Genomic DNA, 16040 nt, shown 5'->3' with positions numbered 1-16040 from the left:
AAACAACGATGTTCGTCATGGGTCTGCGTCGACCTCCTGGTCATGGTTCGCTTCAATCGTGTGGTGCATGGGGTTCGTGCTGTTCTAGGCCTTGCCGTAGATTACCCCAAGTTTAGTTACCGGTGGGTAACTTACCCTGTTTCCGATCTGACCATACATCCGATCTGCCCGTGCGCTACACAGAGCCGACAGCGTGAAAGTCACGGTGCCGATAGCTGGAAAGCCGAGCGAGGCACTACCCTCTCGTCGGTGACCGATTCATCTGACGCATCGCTGGCCACCACCACGGCCACCTCTACAGCCACCGGTGACGCCGACAGGGCTGCGCGCGAGCCCCTGCCGCTGACCGGTGAGCGCACGGTGCCGGGCATCGCGGAGGAGAACTACTGGTTCCGTCGGCACGAGGTCGTCTACGAACACTTCGCTTCGCGGTGCACAGGCCGAGTCGTGCTCGAGGCGGGATCCGGAGAAGGCTACGGCGCCAACATGATCGCGGGGTTCGCCGACGCGGTGGTCGGGCTCGACTACGACGCTTCGGCTGCCGCTCACGTGGTTGCGCGCTATCCCCGCGTAGGCATGCTGCGCGGCAACCTCGCACAGCTGCCCCTGGCGAATGCGTCGGTGGACGTGGTGGTCAATTTTCAGGTCATCGAACACCTGTGGGATCAGGGCCAGTTCCTCGACGAGTGTTTCCGTGTTCTCGCGCCCGGTGGCGTACTCCTGATCAGCACGCCCAACCGGATCACCTTCTCACCCGGTCGCGACACGCCGCTCAACCCGTTCCATACCCGCGAGCTCGACGCCGCAGAACTCGGCGAGCTGCTCGACGCTGCCGGGTTCACCGTCGAGACGATGACCGGCGTTCACCACGGTCACGTGCTGCGAGACCTGGATGCCAAACACGGAGGATCGTTCATCGACGCACAGATCGAACGCGCGCTCGCGGGCGAGGCGTGGCCCGCGGACCTCACATCGGATGTCGCCGGGATCTCCACGGCCCACTTCGACATCGACTCGTCGGACATCGATGCGAGCCTCGATCTGGTCGCGGTGGCAGTAAAGTCCGTCGCCGCCGTCGCCACGTCGCGGTCCGGTGCCCCGGTGCGCGGGTGAGCAAGCTCGACCACCCTGTGACCGAACCGGGCATGTTCGCCCTGGTTCTGCATTCGCATCTCCCCTGGCTCGCCAATCACGGTCGGTGGCCCGTCGGTGAGGAATGGCTGTATCAATCGTGGGCCGGTTCGTATCTGCCGCTCACGAAGATGCTCCGAGCACTGGCCGACGAGGGCCGCCGAAACCTGCTGACCTTGGGTATCACCCCCGTGCTGGCGGCTCAATTGGACGATCCACATTCCCTGGCGGGGATGCATCACTGGCTTGCCAACTGGCAGCTTCGCGCTCACGAGGCAACCGACCGCGACTTGGCGGTTCGTGAACATCGCGCTGCTGCAACAGCATTGGCGGACTTCGAGACGCATTGGCGGCACGGGGGCTCGGCAGTGGTGCGCACCCTTGTCGACTCCGGCGCCGTCGAGCTGCTCGGCGGACCGCTTGCACACCCGTTCCAACCGCTGATGGATCCTCGACTGCGCCGATTCTCTCTCGCCGAGGGACTTGCGGACGCCGACATGCGCTGGGGTGCAACACCGACCGGAATCTGGGCCCCCGAATGCGCGTACGCACCCGGCATGGAGAACGACTACGCGTCGGTCGGCATCGAACACTTCATGGTCGACGGGCCCGCACTGCGGGGCGATACGACACTGGGGCGACCGGTTCGAGACTCCGATGTCGTCGCCTTCGGCCGTGACCTCCAGGTCAGTTACCGAGTGTGGTCCCCGAAGTCGGGGTACCCCGGCCACGCCGCGTACCGCGACTTCCACACCTACGATCACGCGACAGGGCTCAAGCACGCACGGGTCACCGGTCGCGGCGTCGACTCCGCCGACAAGGCTCCGTACGACCCCGACGCCGCGTCTGCAGCCATCGACCGGCACGTGGCCGACTTCGTCGAATCCGTTCGAACACGGCTGCGTGCGGAGTCGAGCCGTATCGGCCGGCCGGCCCTCGTGGTCGCTGCGTTCGACACCGAACTGTTCGGTCACTGGTGGTTCGAGGGCCCGGTCTGGCTCGAACGCGTACTGCGCGCGCTGCCGGAGGCAGGTATCGACATCGGAACGCTCGACGACGCCAAGGCCAAGGGGTACGTCGGCGCACCGGTTCGACTGCACAAATCGTCGTGGGGATCGGGTAAGGATTGGCGCGTGTGGGCGGGGGACGCCGTGCAGGATCTCGTGAAACTCAACGCGGAGGTCGTCGACACGATGTTCGCGGCGCTGGGTGCGCACCGTGTCGACGACGGGCCACCTCTGCGGAACCGAGTCGACGACCAGATGGTGCGCGAGACGCTGATGACGATCGCGAGCGATTGGGCCTTCATGGTCAGCAAGGACTCGGCCGCGGGGTACGCCCGCGAACGCGCCCACGTCCACGCACACGCGCTGCGTGAGATCGCCGATGCAGTCAGCAGGGGTCATGACAACCGGGCGGCAGAGCTCGCCCTGCAATGGAATCGAGCGGACGGGTTGTTTCCCGCTCTCGACGCCAGGCGACTGCGTAAGGTTCGGGCGGACGGAGGGGAGCGCGAGTGAAGGTACTGATGGTGTCCTGGGAGTACCCGCCCGTCGTTGTCGGAGGCCTGGGCCGGCACGTTCATCACCTCGCCACCGAGCTCGTCGCGGCCGGCCACGAGGTCGTCGTCCTCGCTCGACGTCCCACCGGAACCGATGCCTCGACGCATCCGACCCATCACCGCATCGAAGACGGCGTTCTGGTGGTGGCCGTCGCCGAGGACCCCGCACACTTCGTCTTCGGCGAGGACATGCTGGCATGGACGCTGGCCATGGGGCACGCGATGGTGCGTGCCGGAATCGCTCTCGGAAAACCCGGCCTCGGAGAGGGCTGGCATCCCGACGTCGTGCACGCCCACGACTGGCTTGTCGCCCACCCCTCGATCACACTGGCCGAGCACTACGACGTGCCGTTGGTGTCGACGATTCACGCAACCGAAGCCGGGCGTCACAGCGGCTGGATCTCCGGAACGGTCAACCGCCAGGTGCACTCGATCGAGTGGTGGCTCGCCAACGACTCCGACGCCGTCATCACGTGCTCGGCGTCGATGAAGGACGAGGTCACCCGGCTGTTCGACATCCAGGACGCGTCGGTCAACGTCATCCGCAACGGCATCGACATCCGCACGTGGAGCTACCAGCGTCGTCGACCTCGCTCCGGCCCCGCCACCCTGCTCTACGTCGGGCGTCTGGAATACGAGAAGGGTATCCAGGACGCCATTGCGGCCCTCCCCCGTATTCGGCGAACGCACCCGGGTACCACGCTGGCAATCGCAGGCGAGGGAACACAGTTCGGGTGGCTCGCCGGCCTCGCGCGCACTCACCGCGTCGCACGGGCCGTATCGTTTCTCGGTTCACTCGATCACGAGGAGCTTCTCGCGAACCTCCACAGCGCCGATGCGATCGTGCTGCCCAGTCGATATGAGCCGTTCGGCATCATCGCCCTCGAAGCAGCGGCCGCGGGTGCGCCGTTGGTTGCGTCCACCGCGGGCGGACTCGGTGAGGCGATCGTGGACGGTGTCACCGGCCTGTCGTTTCCACCGGCGGACGTCGGCGAGCTCGCCTCGGCCGTCCGTCGAGTCTTGGACGACGGTCCCGCCGCCCAGACGCGTGCCGACGCCGCCCGCCGACGGCTGACCGTCGACTTCGACTGGAAGCACGTCGCACACGAAACCGCGCAGGTCTACCTGGCCGCGAAGCGCAAGGTTCGCTTCCCGCTGGGGCGGCCGACGATCGTGGAACGGGCCCTACCCGAGCGAAGCTGAATCCCCCGGCGCGGCGTTCCGTGCGGCCTCCGCGCTGCCGACGGCGTTCCGTGCGGCCTCCGCGCTGCCGAGGGCTTTCTTGCGGGCAATGTCCTCGAGCGCGGCGATGTACTCGGCCCGTGACGCCGCGCCTGCCTCCCAGTCGGCCTTGCGGTTGCGCACCACCTTGGCCGGGGCCCCGACGGCGATGCTGTAGTCGGGAACGGTGCCCTTGACCACCGCGTGCGCTCCGAGCACGCATCCGCGCCCGACGGCGGTGTCGCGCAGCACCGTCACCTTGGCGGCAATCCAGGTGTCCGGCCCGATTCGGACCGGACCCTTGACGATGCCCTGATCCTTGATCGGCGTGTTCACATCGTCCATCCGATGATCGAAGTCGCAGATGTAGCACCAGTCCGCAACCAGGGTCGACGCCCCGATCTCGATGTCGAGGTAAGTGTTGACGACGTTGTCCTTGCCGAAGACCACCTTGTCGCCGATGCGAAGCGATCCTTCGTGACACCGGATGGCGTTGCCGTCACCGATGTGTACCCAGCGCCCGATCTCTAGCCTGGACAGCTCGGGAGTCGAGTGGATCTCCACGTTCTTGCCGAGGAAGAGCATCCCGCGCAGAACCACGTGTGGGTTTGCCGCCTTGAACCGCGCGAGGCGGTAGTACCGCACCAGGTACCAGGGTGTGTACGCCTTGTTCCTCAGCACCCACCGCAGCGAGTCCAGGGTGAGGAACCGTGCCTGCTCGGTGTCCCGCAGCCTCGATCCACGCCAGCGCGAACGCAACGGGGCGTTCCACATGCTCGTCATAACGAGTCACCCTAGTTTCGCCGGTCTCGACGGACCAACTCCCCCCGCGAAGCGCTGCGGCACCGGTTCGCACGCTGCGCGTGCCGGGGCGCCCACCCGACCGGGCGCCGGGATAGTCTCTGTGCCGACGCCTGTGCGCCCGACGCGGCGGCACGGGATGAGCTACGAAGACAAAGGAGACCACGACGGTGTTCGGCCGCACACGCGACCTCGCCCGCGCAGTCGCAGTGACGGCCGCAATTCTGACTGCGGCCGGTTGTGCCACTGGCAGCGACACGGTCGATGCGTTCGCGCAGGACAGTTGGCCGGTCGTGCACGGCGATGCCCGCAACAGCGGCTACACCGGTCACACCGGCCTGTCCGACACCGAACTCGACTGGTCGCGCCCACTGGGCGGCGCCGTCGTGTCTCCGGTGTCGATCGGCGAAACCGGTCAGATGTTCGTCTCGAGCTACACCGACACCGGCTGCAACCTGTTCTCCTTCGACATGGATTCCGGCAGGAAGCGGTGGTGCAACCGCATCGGCCCCGCGGTCGCGACGGCCACGCCACTCGTCGACTCGGTCGAAAACGTCTACGTCGGCGACGACGGTGGATTCTCCTCCTTCAACGACCACGGCCAATTGCGCTGGCGCACTCCGACCTACGGCGTTCCGCGGTCGGCGCAATTTCTGGGGGACGGCAGTGTTCTCGCGGTGACGCAGTTGGGTCAGGTCAACGTGCTCGACACTCAGACCGGCATGACGACGGTACCGATACACGACCTCGTGGGTCTGCCGGACTTCCTCGAGTCCCCCGACGCGAACTTCCTCCCACCGGCAACGGGACTCGACGCCTGCGCAACCGGATCGGCCGACTGCCCGGTAGCGGCGACGCCTGCCGTGGATCTTGGCGCATCGGATATCTACCTCATCCTCTGGCGACCGGGCGCTATTGCGCCGCAACTGGTTTCGCTGCACTACGACGCGAAGTCGACACCCGCGATCACCGAGCGGTGGTCATCGCCTCTGCTTCCCGCTGCCGTGTCGTCGAGCCCGGTACTGTCGGCCGACGGGAACACCGCCTATATCGCCGATGTCGATGGCCGACTGAGCGCGTACAACACCTCCGACGGTTCCGAGAAGTGGACGTACGGAGCAGGGTTCGGCGCGTCGGCTTCTCCGTCCGTGTCGCCGGACGGCATCCTCGTGCCGGCCGGCGGAGAGGGCGGACTACGTGCGGTACGCGACGACGGCGATCGGGCGACCGAGGTGTGGACCCGTGACGATGTGCAGCAGTTGGGTTCTCCGGTCCAGACCGCAGATGGCACGCTCGCGACCGTGGTGCGACGCGACGACGAATTGATGTTGTCGACCTTCGACGCGACGTCGGGTGACACGACGTCCGAGCGCCCGTTGCCGGGTGCGACCGGATTCACCGTCGGGACCTCCATCGGCCCGGACGGTCAAGTGGTAACGGCGACGTACCTCGGCGAAGTGTTCACCTATGCGGGCTGATTCGTCCGACCCGGCTGCCTCGCGGCACAGATGAAGGCGACGCCTGCGCGGCCCACCCGCGTGATGACGACGGACAGGGCCTCCTCGCCCTTCAGCTTCAACCGGGGTCGCAGCACGGCGGGATCGACGTCGATTCCGCGCACCACGATCTCCACCGAACCGCATCGGTGAGCGGCGAGGGCTTGGCGCAGGCTCTTCTCGGAGTACTTGATGCGATCGAGAACACGAAAGCCGTTGACGCCATGTGGAAGTGAATCACCAGTCACATAGGCGATCCGTGGGTCGAGTTGCCACAGCCCGTGCATGGCAGCGTACGGCCGGACGAGACCAGCGCGCACGATCGCGCCGTCCGGATCGACGATCCAGGTTCCGGCGTCGGCCGCATCGACATCGTCCGATGCAGCGTCGGTGACTTCCTCGACCGAGCCGTCGGAGTGCAGCACCGTGGCACGCCGCCGGACGTTCGATTCCACGACCCCGGGCGACCACAGACACGCCTCCTTGACCCCGCCGTCCAGCGACGCCAACTCGACCTCGCCTTCCCAGTCGAGTGCGTCGAAGTCCAATCCAGGCGCGCACTTCACGACGAGGTCGCGTCCGGCGTACACGTCGAGCAGTGCCGGTAGTGGCGGTTCCAACGACCCTGGGTCATGCGTCCGCCGCCCGCCCGACCTTCGCCCAGGATCCGCGACGACGACGGTGTCACGGGTGGTCGGAGTGAGCGCATCAGCGCGCAGTATCGCCGCCTCGGGAACGTTGTGGGCGGCCATCCGCAGTCGGACCGGGTCCAGATCGCTGCCCACGACGCGGCCGGGTGTCGAACACAGCGCCGCGAGTTCGGTGCCGACGGAACAGGTGATGTCGTGTACGTCCCTGCCCGCCAATCGCCGCGCCCGGCGCAGCGCAATGATCGACGGAGTCGCCTGTTGCAGGGCATCGTCCGTCAACAACCAGTCGTGCGCGTCGGTCAGCTTGGTCTGCGCCCGACGACGAAGAGTCACGGTATCCACCAGAGCCGCAGTGCGGTCCCCGTGAATCGCACGCACTCGGCCCACGTCGGCGAGCAGCGATGCCTTTGTCAGGGCCAACGATGCCACATCGTGCAGAGCAGCGACGCCGACATCGCTACCGAGATAGTCGATGTCGGCGTCGGTGAAGGTGTATCCCATGAAGCAGGACCGGCGACCGGTGGCCGTTCAGTCCGATTTCACGCCGGTGATCATGACGTTGTAGAAGAAGCCGCGGGGCACGACGTGCTTGAGGACGTTCTCGTCCACCCAGCTGAGCGTCTTCCATCCGCCGAATGCGAACCTCGCCCAGTTCCAACCGAGCTTGTCGGCGGGTACCGCAGCCTCGAAGGTACGCACGGGCCAGCCGAGCAGCGCTGCGGCGAACTCCTCGGTGCGGGCTTCGACCCCGACGGCGCCTGCGCTGCGAGCGATGGTCTCGAGATCGGTGGGATCGAACGTGTGCAGGTCGACGACGGCTTCGAGTGCAGCGGCCCGCGAGGATTCGTCGAGCTCCTCCTGCGGCTTACGCCAGCTGGCGAAAAACGGCAGCTTGGTGGTCCTGGTGGTCGCCTCCCAGGTGAGACGTCCGAGCCACCGGGCGTAGAAGTTGCCCACCGTGGTCGGCTCACCGGCGAAGACGAAACGCCCGCCCGGCTTGAGAACGCGTAGAACCTCACGCAACGACTGTTCGACGTCGGGAATGTGATGGAGCACCGCATGACCGACGACGAGATCGAAGGTGTTGTCCTCGTAGGGGATCGTTTCCGCGTCGGCAACTCGGCCGTCCACGTCGAGGTCGAGGTGGCCTGCATTGCGCAGCGCGACCTTGACCATGCCCGGGGACAGGTCGGTGACCGAACCCTTCTCGGCGATCCCTGCCTGCATCAGGTTGAGCAGGAAGAAGCCGGTGCCACAACCGAGTTCGAGCGCACGGCCGTACGGGAGCGCGTCCTGTGCACCGGGCTGACCGCTGACAGCCTGATCGAAACGGCCTCGCGCGTATTCGATGCAGCGTTCGTCGTACGAGATCGACCACTTGTCGTCGTACGTCTCGGCTTCCCAGTCGTGGTAGAGCACCTGAGCGAGCTTGGTGTCGCTACGCGCCGCCTCGACCTGCTCGGCCGTGGCGTGCGGGTTGGGAGCGGGGTCGTTCGAGGCATCGGGCACCACGTGGAGGCCGGCGTCGACGCTGTCGTTGCCGTCGTGAGGGCTTGCAGTCATGAGGGCAGCCTACTATCCGGTAGAAAATGAACAAGTTCCAGTTTTGCGCAGTCGGTCACTCGCCGACGAAATTCGCCTTGCCGGGTCCGTTGGCGATGAACGACTCCATACCGATCGTGCGGTCTTTGGTGGCGAACAACGCGGAGAACTGCTGCGCCTCGATCTTCAGGCCGGTGTTGAGGTCGGTGTCCAGACCCTGATCGATCGACGCCTTGGCCGCAGCGAGCGCTCGCGACGCTCCCGTGGTGAACTGCGCTGCCCACTTCCGGGCTGCGTTGTACACCTCGTCCGGCGCGACCACCTCGTCGACCAACCCGATGCGCAACGCCTCTTCGGCGCCGACGAAGCGGCCGGTGAACACCAGATCTTTGGCCTTGCTGGGTCCGATGAGGCGGGCGAGGCGTTGTGTTCCGCCGCCTCCGGGGATGACACCGAGGAGGACTTCCGGCACGCCGAGCTTGGCGTTGTCGCCGACGATGCGTCGATCGGCGCCGAGAGCAACTTCGAGTCCACCGCCAAGCGCGTACCCGGTCACCGCTGCGACGACCGGCTTCGGAATCGACGTCAGCGCACCGAGCGCCGACTGCAGTTCGCCCGCGATGTCGGCCATCTGAACAGGCGACAGTTCTGCCATCTCCTTGATGTCGGCACCTGCAGCGAACACCTTTTCTCCGCCGTAGACGACGACCGCCTTGACCGAAGAGTCGACCGTGGCGGCGCGGGCGGCAGCACGGATCTCCTCCTGGACCTGACGGTTGAGCGCATTCATGGGGGGACGGTCCAACCGGATCGTGCCGATACCGTCGGATACCTCGAGTGTTACGAACTCAGCCATGAGCGCACACGCTACCGGGAGGAGACCTACCTCTCGCTCCACGGGTGGACGCTGTCGGCGTAGTACGTCTCCTGCCCCGGGAAGTCGACGCGTAGTTCACCGTCGACGCGGTAAAGATCGGGCTGGACCGGGCGGATCTCGGGGGTCGAGGCCACTACATCCGCGACGGCACCGAAAGGCGTCAACCCGGAGAGCTGACTCCATGTCGGCGGCAGCAGGATGGTCTTGCCGCCGCGCCACTCGTCGAGAGCCGCTGCGGGTGATCGCCAACCGACCGACGCAGCTTCACTCGTTGCGCCGTCGGCGTCCTGCCCCTCCGGTTGCACCGCCACGAAGAACCGCGTGTCGTAACGACGTTTCTCACCCACCGGAGTGATCCAGTTGGACCACGGGCGTAGGAGATCGGCACGGAGAACAAGCCCGTTGCGGGTCAAGAATTGGCCGAACGTCTGCTCTCGTCGTTCGAGCATCCCCCGGTCGGCCGCAAAAGCCGAAGTGTCGGAGACAACCGAATCAGCGGTGGACCCGGCGAGCAGTACTCCGCACTCCTCGAACGTCTCCCTCGCCGCCGCGCACACCAGAGCAGCCGCTGTGCGCTCGTCCACCCCGAACCGCTGGGCCCACCACGCGGGACCGGGCCCCGCCCACTCGAGATCGGCATCGGCGTCGGAGATGTCGACACCCCCGCCGGGGAAGACTGTCATGCCGCCTGCAAACGCCATCCCCCCGACGCGTTCGAGAAGGAAGACTTCGATGCTCGACTTGCCGTCGCGCAGCAGGATCACGGTCGAGGCATCGCGTACGGGCACGGCCTCGATCGGTGAATTCTCGGAAGGGGGCATGCTCGGAAACTACATGCCTCACCCGGCACGGACCTATCGGCGGTGCTGGCCCGCAGCCCTGGTACGTCTGGCAAAGAACCGGCCGTCGACGCGATCCAGCGTGATCGACTGACTGAACGCCTCGGTGAGATTCTCCGCGGTGATGACGTCGTCCACGAAACCCTGCGCGACGACGCCGCCCTCCTTCAGCAGCAGTGCATGACTGAACCCCGGCGGGATTTCTTCGACGTGGTGGGTGATCAGGACCGTGGCGGGTGCATCGGGGTCGGCGGCGAGATCGGCCAACCGCGCAACGAGTTCTTCCCGACCACCGAGGTCGAGACCTGCGGCCGGCTCGTCGAGCAACAGGAGTTCCGGGTCGGTCATCAACGCTCGAGCAATCAGGACGCGCTTGCGCTCGCCCTCCGACAGGGTGCCGTATGTCCGCTGCGCGAGGTGCTCGGCGCCGAGACTCTCGAGCATGTCGACCGCCCGCGCCGTGTCCATGTCGTCGTAGCGTTCACGCCATCGTCCGAGCACGCTGTAACCCGCCGACACGACGAGGTCGCTGACCGTTTCGTCGGCCGGAATGCGGTGAGCGAGGGCCGAGGAAGAGAGCCCGATGCGGGTCTTGAGATCGGCAACGTTGGCCTTGCCCATGACCTCACCGAGAACGTGGGCCACTCCGGACGTCGGGTGGACCTCCGCGGCGGCGATGCGCATCAGCGACGTTTTTCCGGCCCCGTTCGGCCCGAGTACGACCCATCTCTCGTCGAGCTCCACCTGCCAGGTCACCGGGCCGACGAGTGTGACCCCGCCTCGCCTGATGAGGACGTCGTTGAAGTCGATGAGCAAATCGGGATCCGGTTCAGACACGTTGTCTATCTTGTCCCACATTCGTCGGGCTTTCACGGCAGGATCTCGGGGCGTGTCGTCACATTCGCATCACACCGTTCCCGACCGGCTTCCCGCTCCCGGTTCCCCCTTTCCTTTGGGGGCCACCGCGACGGAAATTGGTACCCAGTTCGCAGTCCACTCCCCCGACGCCGACGGCATCGAGATCTGCCTCGTCGACCCCGAGGGTGACGAGCGCCGGGTGGAACTGATGGACCGAACCTTCGGTATCTGGCACGGCGTCGTACACGGCGTGGGTCCAGGAACGACCTACGGCATCCGTGCGCACGGTCGCTGGGATCCAGAGGGCGGACGACGGTTCAATCCACACAAGTTGCTTCTCGACCCGTCGGCACGACAGATCAGCGGTCGCCTGGGTGACGCTCACGCTCTCCTCGCATACGAGGACGAGCCGTTCGGACGTCCCAGTGTGGTCGACTCTCTCGGGCACGTTCCGCTCGCGGTGGTGACCGCAGCGCAGCCGTCCCTCACCGAGCCGAAGCCCGCTGTGCCGTGGGACCGGACGGTACTGTACGAAATGCACGTCGGCGCCTATACGGCCCGTCATCCCCACGTACCCGAAGCACACCGTGGCACGTATCTGGGACTCACGGCGCCCGCGGTGCTCGAGCACTTGACCCGCATCGGTGTCACCACCGTCGAACTCCTGCCGGTGCACACCATGTTGACCGAGCCCGACGTGCGTGCACGCGGCAAGCGCAACCACTGGGGGTATTCGACGGGCGGCTTCTTCGCGCCCGACCCACGGTATGCGTCGATTCCCGGTGCCGAAGTCACCGAGTTTCGCGCGATGGTCGACGCTTTGCACTCGGTCGGCATCGAAGTGGTTCTCGACGTCGTCTACAACCACACCTGCGAATCATCGGTATCGGGCCCGTCCATCAGCTGGAGAGGCCTCGACGCCCCCGGGTACTACCTACTCGACGGACGTGGTTACGACGTCGACCTCACCGGATGCGGCAACACCACCGATTCGGCATCGCTCGCCGTCGTCCGCATGGTGTCCGACAGCCTGCGCTACTGGGCGGTCGAGATGGGTGTCGACGGCTTCCGGTTCGACCTGGCCAGCACCCTCGGTCGACCCGGCGGCTGGCGATTCGACTCTCGCGCGCCGCTTCTCAGTGCGATCGCCACTGACCCGGCCCTTTCCGGGACCAAGCTGATCGCGGAACCGTGGGATGCCACGGGTGCGGGCTATCAGGTCGGTGGTTTCGGAAGGATGTGGTCCGAATGGAACGACCGCTATCGCGACACGGTCCGCGGGTTCTGGGCAGGGAAAACCGGTGTCCGTGAACTCGCGTCGAGGATTGCGGGATCCGAGGACATCTACGGCGGATCCGGCCGGAAGCCCTGGGCGTCGATCAACTTCGTCACCGCGCACGACGGTTTCACCGCGCACGATCTCGTGTCGTACGAGAGAAAACACAACGAGGCGAACGGCGAAGAGAACCGAGACGGAACCGACAACAACATTTCCGTCAACCACGGGGTCGAAGGACCGACCGACGATCCGCGCGTCCGCGCCGATCGCGCCCGCCACGTGCGCGCGCTGCTTGCCACGTTGACTCTCTCGACCGGGACGCCGATGATCCTGGCGGGAGACGAGTTGGGGCACAGCCAATTCGGGAACAACAACGCGTACTGCGTGCCGGAGAACGCGCCGGCAGAGGACTCGTGGGCAATCGACTGGACCGACATCGACGAGGAACTCGTCGCATTCGTCTCGCGGTTGTTGCGCATCAGGCGCAGTGCACCGTCGCTACGTCAGCAGGAGTTCTTCATCGGCCGCGACACACCGACGGGCAGACCGGATCTCGTGTGGTTCGACGCGGCCGGGCACGAGCTCACCACCGCATCGTGGAACGACGACGCGGTACGCACCTTGCAGGCGTGGGTGGACGGCGGCGACGTCCGCTCCTACGAGCCGGACGGAGTGCAGGTCGACGACGCCAGCTCGCTGTTGGTCGTGCATTCCGGTGGGCCGATCGAACTGTCCCTCGCCTGCCCGGGTTGGGCGGCGCGGAAGTTCGTGCCGGTGTTCGATTCGTCTATGCCCGAGGGTATTCCGGCCGATGCAGCGGCGGTCGAGGCCGGCTGCACGATCTCCCTGACCGGCTCGACCGTTCTCGTGTTGCGCAGCGACGGCAGGTGATGGGTGAACAACTGAACCAGCGGACCGATTCCGAAGGCGTACAGCAGCGTCCCGACACCGACGTTGCCGCCGAGGATCCAGCCGGCCCCGACGACCACGAGTTCGATGCACGTGCGAACCAGCCTGATGGACAGACCCGTTCGCGCGACGAGCCCGGTCATCAAGCCGTCGCGCGGCCCGGGCCCCATTCCGGAACCGATGTACAGCGCGGTGGCGAAGGCGTTGACGACGATCCCGGCGAGCAGCAGAGGCACCCGTAACGCAATGTGATCGATGGCCGGCAGCACGGCGAGTGAGGCATCGACGGCGACGGCGATCACCACCACGTTGCTCACCGTGCCCAATCCGGGCCTCTGCCGCAACGGAATCCACAACGCGAGCACAACAACTCCCGTCAACGCCGCGATGGTGCCGAAGCTGAGGGGCACGTGCGTACTCACGCCTTGGTGGAACACGTCCCACGGATCGAGTCCCAGGCTCGCCTCGATCATCATCGCCATGGACGCCCCGTACAGCCACAGCCCGACATACAACGCAATCAGGCGGGTGGAGAGCAGCCGGATACGGGCAGACGTGACGAGTCGCATGAGTCCAGTGTCGACCGAACTGGTAGCGGTGAGAATATCCAGTTCGGATCCAGTGGACCTGAAATGGCACCCCGCGCGGCCTACGGCACGAACGTGGCGATCACCGTCAGTGAACTCGGTGCCACTTCGGTGAATCCCGCATCTCGGACGGCGACCGCTCGTCGGTCGTTCACATGCGCCCTGGCATCTCGCCATTGCAACTCGTTCGCGTCGCGCACCGAGCATGCGAATCCGGTCGCCGCCCAGGCACGACACCGATCGACCGTCATCGAGCCGGCGAGCAACATCGAGGCGTGTCCGACCTGCGCAGCCGCCTTACCGACGGTCATCTTCAGGGACCGATCGATCCACAGCACCGGCAGGCCGGCTGCCGGTGGTCCGGGATCGTCGTGGTCGAGGTCGGTCCCACCGATCTGCAGCCGCTTGATGCGCGGATCGAGGTCACCGACTCTCCCCGGCACGAGTGCGCGAGCACGTGCGCCGCGTATGTCGACGGTGATCCCGTCGACGCCTTGCGCAGCGTCCCAGTGTGCTCCCCGCGCGCGCCGGGCGACTTTACGGATACGACCTGCCGTCCACGCTCGGAAGGATGCCTCCCACTCACCGCCGGGGCCCACCTGTTCGTCGAGACACACCGCGACGGCTGCCGAAGCGGCAGCTGCGAGAAGGTCGCTGCGCAGCGGCGGGTCTGCTTTCGGAATGGACAGCACGACCGGCATGGCAAGGACATCTGCGGGGTTCGGTGGATCCTCACGACCCCCGTAGCCGGCCGCGAGCAGGGCGTGACGCTCGTCGAACGTTCCGCCCGGGTGGTCTACCGCGACATCCTCCGTCACAGGATCGGGACGCGCCGGACACCGCCGTCGACGGCATCCGCGGCCTCGATCTCGCCGCGGGTGACACCGAGCATGAACAGCACCGCATCGAGGTACGGATGAGAGATCGCCGTATCCGCGATCTCACGCAATGCGGGCTTCGCATTGAAGGCAACACCCAAGCCCGCTGCGGTGAGCATGTCGATGTCGTTGGCGCCATCACCGACGGCAACGGTCTGTTCCATCGGTACCCCCGACTCCGCTGCGAACTCACGGAGAGCCTTGGCCTTCGCCGCACGATCGATGACCTCGCCGACGACCTTGCCCGTCAGCTTTCCGTCGACGATCTCGAGGGTGTTCGCACGAACGAAGTCCAATTCGAGGTCGTGCGCGAGACCATCGATGACCTGACGGAATCCCCCCGACACCACCCCGCAGGCGTATCCGAGGCGGCGCAGCGTCCGGATCGTTGTCCGAGCTCCCGGCGTGAGTTCGAGTGCGCTGCCCACCTCGTCGATGACCGATGCGTCGAGACCCGCGAGAGCTTCGACGCGCTGGTGCAGTGACTCGGTGAAGTCGATCTCACCGCGCATCGCGGATTCGGTGACCGCACGAACCTCGGCTTCGCGGCCCGCCTTTGCAGCGAGCATCTCGATGACTTCCCCCTGCACCAACGTCGAGTCCACGTCGAACACGATGAGTCGCTTGGAGCGCCTGGCGATGCCTGCACGTTCAACCGCGACGTCGACGCCGACTCCCGCCGCGATCTCCGACAGACCGGTACGCAGTCGCCGGTCGGCGTCGGGTGACGTTGTCGTGGCAGTCACCTGAAGTTCGAGTCCGGTGACGGGATAGTCGGCGACTCTGCGGATCGAATCGATGTTCGCTCCCTGCCGAGCCAGCTCACGTGAAATGGTGCTGAACGCCCGCGCGGTGACCGGTCGCCCCAAAACGACGACGACGTGCGTAACCATCGCCTGCTTCTCGGCCTGCCGCGCGCCGATCTCGACGTCGACATGCACGCCGACGGTGGACATCGCCTCCTCGAGCTCTTCCTGCAGATCCTCGGGATCGTTGGGGCACGACAACAGGACGCCCAGGGTCAGTCGCCCCCGGATGACGACCTGCTCGACGTCGAGAAGACTGACCTGATGCCGTGACAGCGCTGCGAAGAGCACCGAGGTGACGCCCGGTTTGTCGGGCCCCGTCACCGTCACGAGTACAGCGGTGTCCGATGACGGCACCGGTTCTCCCTTCGTGCTGACACATCCCGGATGGGAAATGTCGATTCTCCCAAGCGAAGAGCCCCGCCCGATTTCGGGAGGGGCTCTTGGCTCGAGTCGAAAAACTTTACTTCGGGTCGGTGTCGCCCGAGTGTTCGTGGTCGCTGGTGGCGAGGGGTGCTCGGCGGGCTTGTTCGAGGACTTCGGTGGTGTGTCCGCCGTGGCTGCCGGGGCCGACGTGTGCTTCTTGGCGCATCCGGTCGATCATG

The 16040-nt window shown here is 66.1% G+C and carries 13 protein-coding genes and 1 pseudogene; 5 read left to right on the top strand and 9 right to left on the bottom strand.

Annotated features, from left to right (window positions below; translation table 11 throughout):
* Positions 1-273 precede the first annotated feature (273 nt).
* From WBQ44_RS23565 to WBQ44_RS23555, 3 genes are read left to right on the top strand one after another with little or no spacing between them, the layout of a single operon-like run.
* The gene (locus WBQ44_RS23565; RefSeq protein ID WP_495569074.1) at positions 274-1113 is read left to right on the top strand and encodes a class I SAM-dependent methyltransferase; all 840 of its coding nucleotides are present in this window, start codon (positions 274-276) and stop codon (positions 1111-1113) included.
* A gap of 32 nt (positions 1114-1145) precedes the next feature.
* Entirely contained in the window at positions 1146-2651 is a 1506-nt protein-coding gene (locus tag WBQ44_RS23560) for a 1,4-alpha-glucan branching protein domain-containing protein (RefSeq protein ID WP_495569073.1), read from the top strand.
* On the top strand, positions 2648-3895 hold the full coding sequence (locus tag WBQ44_RS23555) for a glycosyltransferase family 4 protein (RefSeq protein ID WP_495569072.1): 1248 nt from the start codon (positions 2648-2650) through the stop codon (positions 3893-3895). Before WBQ44_RS23560 ends, WBQ44_RS23555 begins: the two co-directional genes overlap by 4 nt.
* On the opposite strand, the gene WBQ44_RS23550 is transcribed toward WBQ44_RS23555, so the two are convergent.
* Positions 3878-4696 carry an acyltransferase gene (locus WBQ44_RS23550; RefSeq protein ID WP_495569071.1) on the bottom strand — a complete coding sequence of 273 codons (819 nt, stop codon included), beginning with the start codon at positions 4694-4696 and terminating at the stop codon, positions 3878-3880. The genes WBQ44_RS23555 and WBQ44_RS23550 overlap by 18 nt on opposite strands.
* Before the next feature lie 188 nt (positions 4697-4884).
* Here WBQ44_RS23550 and WBQ44_RS23545 point away from each other — a divergent pair, with 188 nt between their 5' ends.
* Positions 4885-6192, top strand: a complete 1308-nt coding sequence (locus tag WBQ44_RS23545; RefSeq protein WP_495569070.1) for an outer membrane protein assembly factor BamB family protein — start codon at positions 4885-4887, stop codon at positions 6190-6192.
* On the opposite strand, the gene WBQ44_RS23540 is transcribed toward WBQ44_RS23545, so the two are convergent.
* Genes WBQ44_RS23540 through WBQ44_RS23520 form a run of 5 tightly spaced genes read right to left on the bottom strand, consistent with a single transcriptional unit; the run spans position 6180 to position 10976 of the window.
* Entirely contained in the window at positions 6180-7361 is a 1182-nt protein-coding gene (locus WBQ44_RS23540; protein ID WP_495569069.1) for a THUMP-like domain-containing protein, read from the bottom strand. The genes WBQ44_RS23545 and WBQ44_RS23540 overlap by 13 nt on opposite strands.
* Positions 7362-7388: 27 nt before the next feature.
* Positions 7389-8423, bottom strand: a complete 1035-nt coding sequence (locus WBQ44_RS23535) for a class I SAM-dependent methyltransferase (protein WP_495569068.1) — start codon at positions 8421-8423, stop codon at positions 7389-7391.
* A 55-nt stretch (positions 8424-8478) separates the two neighbouring features.
* Positions 8479-9258: an enoyl-CoA hydratase/isomerase family protein gene (locus tag WBQ44_RS23530; protein WP_495569067.1), complete on the bottom strand. Its 780-nt coding sequence runs from the start codon at positions 9256-9258 to the stop codon at positions 8479-8481.
* A 26-nt stretch (positions 9259-9284) separates the two neighbouring features.
* Positions 9285-10100, bottom strand: coding sequence for an NUDIX hydrolase (locus WBQ44_RS23525; RefSeq protein ID WP_495569066.1), 816 nt, complete (start codon positions 10098-10100; stop codon positions 9285-9287).
* A 33-nt stretch (positions 10101-10133) separates the two neighbouring features.
* Positions 10134-10976 (bottom strand): ABC transporter ATP-binding protein, encoded by an 843-nt coding sequence (locus WBQ44_RS23520; RefSeq protein WP_495569065.1) that lies wholly within the window; start codon positions 10974-10976, stop codon positions 10134-10136.
* 31 nt (positions 10977-11007) lie between these two features.
* Here WBQ44_RS23520 and glgX point away from each other — a divergent pair, with 31 nt between their 5' ends.
* A complete protein-coding gene (gene glgX, locus WBQ44_RS23515) occupies positions 11008-13146 on the top strand; it encodes a glycogen debranching protein GlgX (protein WP_495569064.1) in 2139 nt (712 codons plus the stop codon).
* Between the two features lie 62 nt (positions 13147-13208).
* Here glgX and WBQ44_RS23510 read toward each other — a convergent pair.
* From WBQ44_RS23510 to serB, 3 genes and pseudogenes are all read right to left on the bottom strand, one after another.
* Positions 13209-13637: pseudogene (locus tag WBQ44_RS23510) on the bottom strand (YczE/YyaS/YitT family protein); the annotation flags it as partial.
* 176 nt (positions 13638-13813) lie between these two features.
* Positions 13814-14569 (bottom strand): aminoacyl-tRNA hydrolase, encoded by a 756-nt coding sequence (locus tag WBQ44_RS23505; protein WP_495569063.1) that lies wholly within the window; start codon positions 14567-14569, stop codon positions 13814-13816.
* Positions 14566-15792: a phosphoserine phosphatase SerB gene (serB, locus tag WBQ44_RS23500; RefSeq protein WP_495569062.1), complete on the bottom strand. Its 1227-nt coding sequence runs from the start codon at positions 15790-15792 to the stop codon at positions 14566-14568. The genes WBQ44_RS23505 and serB overlap by 4 nt, the downstream gene beginning before the upstream one ends.
* Positions 15793-16040 lie beyond the last annotated feature (248 nt).

The organism is Rhodococcus sp. (in: high G+C Gram-positive bacteria) (genome assembly GCF_049591685.1).
GTDB lineage: Bacteria > Actinomycetota > Actinomycetes > Mycobacteriales > Mycobacteriaceae > Rhodococcoides.
Note: the sequence above shows the minus strand (reverse complement) of the source record. Positions and strands in the feature narration are given on the sequence as shown.

Coding starts and splice junctions, on each gene's coding strand:
- WBQ44_RS23560 (WP_495569073.1), top strand. CDS start 1,146: ATGTTCGCCCTGGTTCTGCATTCGCATCTCCCCTGGCTCGCCAATCAC.
- WBQ44_RS23550 (WP_495569071.1), bottom strand. CDS start 4,696: ATGACGAGCATGTGGAACGCCCCGTTGCGTTCGCGCTGGCGTGGATCG.
- WBQ44_RS23540 (WP_495569069.1), bottom strand. CDS start 7,361: ATGGGATACACCTTCACCGACGCCGACATCGACTATCTCGGTAGCGAT.
- WBQ44_RS23535 (WP_495569068.1), bottom strand. CDS start 8,423: ATGACTGCAAGCCCTCACGACGGCAACGACAGCGTCGACGCCGGCCTC.
- WBQ44_RS23530 (WP_495569067.1), bottom strand. CDS start 9,258: ATGGCTGAGTTCGTAACACTCGAGGTATCCGACGGTATCGGCACGATC.
- WBQ44_RS23525 (WP_495569066.1), bottom strand. CDS start 10,100: ATGCCCCCTTCCGAGAATTCACCGATCGAGGCCGTGCCCGTACGCGAT.
- WBQ44_RS23520 (WP_495569065.1), bottom strand. CDS start 10,976: ATGTGGGACAAGATAGACAACGTGTCTGAACCGGATCCCGATTTGCTC.